General features: G+C 65.3%; 3 protein-coding genes. All 3 read right to left on the bottom strand.

Annotated elements, in window-relative coordinates; genetic code table 11:
• On the bottom strand, positions 1-740 hold a 740-nt coding region (locus HWX00_RS36500), incomplete at its 3' end, for a TolC family protein (RefSeq protein ID WP_175868203.1).
• On the bottom strand, positions 740-3,940 hold the full coding sequence (gene bpeB / locus HWX00_RS36495) for an efflux RND transporter permease BpeB (protein ID WP_034191218.1): 3,201 nt from the start codon (positions 3,938-3,940) through the stop codon (positions 740-742). The genes HWX00_RS36500 and bpeB, both read right to left, overlap by 1 nt.
• 15 nt (positions 3,941-3,955) lie before the next feature.
• The coding region (locus HWX00_RS36490; RefSeq protein ID WP_481971376.1) for a permuted SH3 domain-containing protein at positions 3,956-4,240 on the bottom strand (285 nt) is incomplete at its 5' end.

The following is a 4,240-nucleotide window of genomic DNA, read 5'->3' as shown; positions in this document are numbered from 1 at the left end:
GCCTGCGCCTGCTGGTTCGCGAGCGCCGTCTCGACCACCGTCTGCGCCTGACGCAGCTCGAGCTCGGAGCCCGTGCCGTTGTCGAACTGCAGTTTGGTCAGATCGTACGATGCCTGGGCGGACTTCAGCGTGTTCTCCGTGACCTTCAGCAGGTCGTCGGTCGACAGCAGCGTCAGGTACTGGTCGGCCACGGAAGACACCAGCGAGATTTCCGACGCCTGCCGCGCGTACGACGTCGACAGGTACTGCGCGAGCGCCTGGTCCTTCAGGCTCTGCACGCGGCCGAACAGGTCGAGCTCCCACGACGCCGACAGCCCGACGTTGTAGGCACGCGAGATATACGGCGCACCGGTCGTCGACAAGCCCTGCGGCACGCGCTGGACGTTGCCCGTGCCCGTACCGTCGAGCGTCGGGAACAGGCCCGCGCGCGTGATCTGGTACTGCGCGCGCGCCGCCTCGATGTTCAGCACCGACACGCGCAGGTCGCGGTTGTTCTTCAGCGCGATCTCGATCAGCCGCTGCAGGCGCGGATCGACGAAGAACTCGCGCCAGCCGATGGCCGTCGCCGCCTGGCCGTTCGCGCTGCGCGCGCCGGCCGCACCCGGCTGCGTCGCGTAGACGCCGCCGGCCGGGTACGCCTGCGCGACGGGTGCATCGGGCCGCTTGTAATGCGGCGCCATCGTGCAGCCCGTGGCAAGGAGCGCGACCGCGATTGCAGTCAAAGCGTGTTTTTGCATCATCACTGTCCCTTGTTGCCTTCGTCGCCGTTGCCCGGCTTCTCTTCGTGGTGCGAGTGCTCCTGAGCCAGGCGCAGCGCCTCGTCGACGTCTTCCTTCTCGCCGCTGAAGATCGCGCGGATCTTCACGAAGAACATCGGGATCATGAAGATCGCGAGGAACGTCGCCGTGATCATCCCGCCGATCACGCCCGTACCGATCGCATGCTGGCTGGCCGAACCCGCGCCGTTGCTGATCGCGAGCGGCATCACGCCGAGAATGAACGCGAGCGACGTCATCAGGATCGGACGCAGCCGCAGGCGCGCCGCTTCCAGCGCGGCCTCGATCGGCCCCATCTTCTCCGTCATCTGCAACTCGCGCGCGAATTCCACGATCAGGATCGCGTTCTTCGCGGACAAGCCCACGGTGGTCAGCAGGCCGACCTGGAAGAACACGTCGTTTTCCAGACCGCGCATCGTCGCCGCAAGCAGTGCGCCGATCACGCCGAGCGGCACCACCATGATCACCGAGAACGGGATCGACCAGCTTTCATACAGCGCCGCGAGACACAGGAACACGACGAGGATCGAGATCGCGTACAGGATCGGCGCCTGCGAACCGGACTGGATTTCCTGGAACGACAGGCCGGTCCACGAATAGCCGATACCGACCGGCAGCTTCTTCGCGAGCCCTTCCATCGCGGCCATCGCCTGGCCGGTCGACTTGCCCGGTGCGGCCTGACCCTGGATTTCCATCGCCGACACGCCGTTGTAGCGCTCGAGCTTCGGCGAACCGTACGTCCAGTGGCCGGTCGCGAACGAACTGAACGGCACCATCCCGCCCGACCCGTTGCGCACGTACCAGACGTTCATGTCTTCCGGCGTCATCCGGAACGGCGCGTCTGCCTGCACGTACACCTTCTTGATCCGGCCGTCAGTGTCGAGGAAGTTGTTCACGTACTTCGACGCCCATGCGATCGAGAACGTCTGGTCGATCGCATCCGCCGTCACGCCCAGCGCATTCGCCTTCTCGCGGTCGATGTCGACCTTGTACTGCGGCGTGTCGTTCAGGCCGTTCGGGCGCACGCCCTGCAGCGTCGGATCCTTCGAAGCCATCCCGAGCAACTGGTTACGCGCGGCCATCAGCGCATCGTGGCCGAGACCGGCGTTGTCCGTCAGCTCGAAGTCGAAGCCGGCAGCCGTGCCGAGTTCGGGAATCGACGGCGGGTTGAACGGGATCACGATCGCGTCCTTGTAGCCCGCGTAGCGCCCGAACATCCGGCCGATCAGCGCCTGCACCTTCTGGTTCGCGTGCTGACGCTGCGAGTAATCCTTCAGGCGCACGAACACGAGACCGGAGTTCTGGCCGCGGCCCGCGAAGCTGAAGCCGTTGACCGTGAACGCCGACTCGACGATTTCCTTCTCGTCCTTCAGCAGGTAGTCGGAAATGTTCGCGAGCGTCTTCGCGGTCGTCTCCTGCGTCGAACCCGACGGCGTCTGCACGATCACGAACATCAGGCCCTGGTCTTCATCGGGCAGGAACGACTTCGGCAGGCGCACGAACAGCAGCCCGACCGCGACGATCACCACCAGATAGATGATGAGCCAGCGGCCCGAGCGCTTGATCACGTGGTGCACGCCGACGTGGTACTTGTCGCGGCTGTTGTTGAACGTGCGGTTGAACCAGCCGAAGAAGCCCTTCTTCTCTTCGTGATGCCCTTGCGGGATCGGCTTGAGGATCGTCGCGCACAGTGCCGGCGTCAGAATCAACGCGACGAGCACCGACAGCACCATCGCCGACACGATCGTCAGCGAGAACTGACGATAGATCGCGCCGACCGAGCCGCCCGAGAACGCCACCGGCACGAACACCGCCGACAGCACGAGCGCCACGCCGACCAGTGCGCCGGTGATCTGGCCCATCGCCTTGCGGGTCGCCTCCTTCGGCGACAAGCCTTCTTCCGCCATCACGCGCTCGACGTTCTCCACCACCACGATCGCATCGTCGACCAGCAGGCCGATCGCGAGCACGAGGCCGAACATCGACAGCGTGTTGATCGAGAAGCCCACCATCGACATGATCGCGAACGTGCCGAGCAGCACGACCGGCACCGCGATCGTCGGGATGATCGTCGCCCGCAGGTTCTGCAGGAACAGGTACATCACGAGGAACACGAGCACGATACCTTCGAGCAGCGTCTTGACCACTTCCTCGATCGACAGCTTCACGAACGGCGTCGTGTCGTACGGATACTTCACGACGAGGCCGTGCGGGAAGAACGGCGAGAGCTCGTCGATCTTCGCGCGCACGGCCTTCGCGGTCGCGAGTGCGTTCGCGTTGGTCGCGAGCTGGATACCGAGTGCCGCGGTCGGCTGACCGTTGTACTTCGTGTCGAAGTTGTAGTTTTCGCCGCCGAGGCCGATCTGCGCGACGTCCTTCAGGCGCACCTGCGAGCCGTCCTGGTTGACCTTCAGCAGGATGTTGCCGAACTGCTCGGGCGTCTGCAGCAGCGTCGATTCGGTGATCGTCGCCTGCAGCACGGTGCCCGGCTTCGCCGGCGTGCCGCCGAGCTGACCGCCCGCGATCTGCACGTTCTGCGCGGTGATCGCCGAGCTGACGTCGACCGGCGTGAGGCCGTAGTTGGTCAGGCGGGTCGGGTCGAGCCAGATCCGCATCGCGTACTGCGAGCCGAACAGCGTGACGGTACCGACGCCGTTCAACCGGCTGATCGGATCCTTCACGTGCGACGCCACGAAGTTCGCGAGGTCGTACTTGTTCATGCTGCCGTCTTCGGAGTTGAAGGCGAGCACCAGCAGGAAGCTGCTGCTCGACTTCGTCACCGACAGGCCGAGCTGCTGCACGACCTGCGGCAGAACCGGCGTCGCGAGCGACAGCTTGTTCTGCACCTGCACCTGCGCGATGTCGGCGTTGGTACCCGGCGCGAAGGTCAGCGTGATCGTCGCGTTACCCGAGTCGTCGCTCGTCGACGACATGTACAGGAAGTTGTCGAGACCGCTCATCTGCTGCTCGATCACCTGCGTCACCGTGTCTTCCACCGTCTTCGCGGAAGCGCCCGGATAGTTCGCGGTGATCTGGATCGATGGCGGCGCGATCGTCGGATACTGCGAGATCGGTAGCGTGAAGATCGCCGCAACCCCGGCCAGCATCAGGATGATGGCGATCACCCACGCGAAGATCGGGCGATCGATAAAAAACTTTGCCATGAAACAGGCTCCCTGTTATTGCGCGCTCGAAGCAGCGGCAGCACTCGCCGGCGCGGCGCCCGATGCAGCGGCGCCGGATGCGGCAGCGGTGCCGGAACCGGCGGCAGCCGGCGCGGCGGAGGCAGCGGCACCCGACGCGGCATCGGCCGCCGGTGCGAGCTGCGCGGGGACCGACTTCACGGTCGCACCCGGGCGCACCTTTTCGCCGCCCTGCACGATCACGTGATCGCCCGCCTGCAGACCGCCTTCGACGATCCAGTTCTGACCCTGCATGCCGGTCGTCTTCAGCGGACGCGGCTC

The organism is Burkholderia seminalis DSM 23518 (assembly GCF_902832885.1).
Taxonomy (GTDB): domain Bacteria; phylum Pseudomonadota; class Gammaproteobacteria; order Burkholderiales; family Burkholderiaceae; genus Burkholderia; species Burkholderia seminalis.
This window is presented reverse-complemented; position numbering and strand designations above follow the sequence as displayed.

Excerpts from the sequence above, each read along its gene's own strand:
- bpeB (WP_034191218.1), bottom strand. The coding sequence starts at position 3,940 with ATGGCAAAGTTTTTTATCGATCGCCCGATCTTCGCGTGGGTGATCGCC.